Origin of the sequence: Methylobacterium sp. WL116 (genome assembly GCF_008039455.1) — a bacterium.
GTDB lineage: Bacteria > Pseudomonadota > Alphaproteobacteria > Rhizobiales > Beijerinckiaceae > Methylobacterium.
Genome location: NZ_VRUV01000954.1, coordinates 1 through 886 on the forward strand (window position 1 = coordinate 1; position 886 = coordinate 886).

An 886-nucleotide genomic window follows, 5' to 3' on the forward strand; every position below is an offset into this window, starting at 1 on the left:
GGATCGGGGTGGGTCTCGATGAAGACACCCGCGACGCCGACCGCGACGGCGGCCCGTGCCAGCACGGCGACGAAGCGGCGCTCGCCGCCCGAGCTTCCCCCCTGCCCGCCCGGCTGCTGCACCGAGTGGGTCGCATCGAACACGACCGGCGCGCCGCCCGTCACCGCGGCCATGATCGGCAGGCTGCGCATGTCGGAGACCAGGGTGTTGTAGCCGAACGAGGCGCCGCGTTCGGTGACGATCACGTTCGGGTTGCCGGCCCCGGTGACCTTGGCGGCCACGTGCTGCATGTCCCAGGGTGCGAGGAACTGGCCCTTCTTCACGTTGACCACGCGGCCGGTGGCGGCGGCGGCCAGCAGCAGGTCGGTCTGCCGGCACAGGAAGGCCGGGATCTGGAGCACGTCGACCACCTCGGCCGCCGGCCCGCACTGCCCGGCATCGTGCACGTCGGTGAGCACCGGCAGGCCGTAGCGCGCCTTGATCTCGGCGAAGATCGGCAGCGCGCCGGACAACCCGATGCCGCGGGCGGCGCCGCCCGAGGTGCGGTTCGCCTTGTCGAACGAGGCCTTGAACACCAGGGCGATCCCGAGGGACTCCGCCATCTCCTTCAGCGCGGCCGCGATCTCGAGCGCGTGGTCGCGGCTCTCGAGCTGGCACGGGCCGGCGATCAGTGCCAGCGGCAGGTGGTTGCCGAAGGCGACCGTGCCGGCGCGGACGGTCCTGGGTGTTGGGCTGTCGGTGGAATCGGGCATGGCCGGAGGCTTAGCCCGCCGGAGCCTCCCGCGAAAGTCCGGCCTTGCGGCGCAGGGCGGGCGGCCGGTTCGGCACCAGCACGCAGACGGTGAGGTCGCCGGCCAGCGCGTCGGCCCGCGGCCCGGTCTCGCAG

1 protein-coding gene is annotated in these 886 nt (G+C 73.4%); it reads right to left on the reverse strand.

What is annotated here, in order from left to right; genetic code table 11:
- On the reverse strand, positions 1-752 hold a 752-nt coding region (gene kdsA, locus FV223_RS28720), incomplete at its 3' end, for a 3-deoxy-8-phosphooctulonate synthase (RefSeq protein WP_147730009.1).
- Between the last annotated feature and the right edge of the window lie 134 nt (positions 753-886).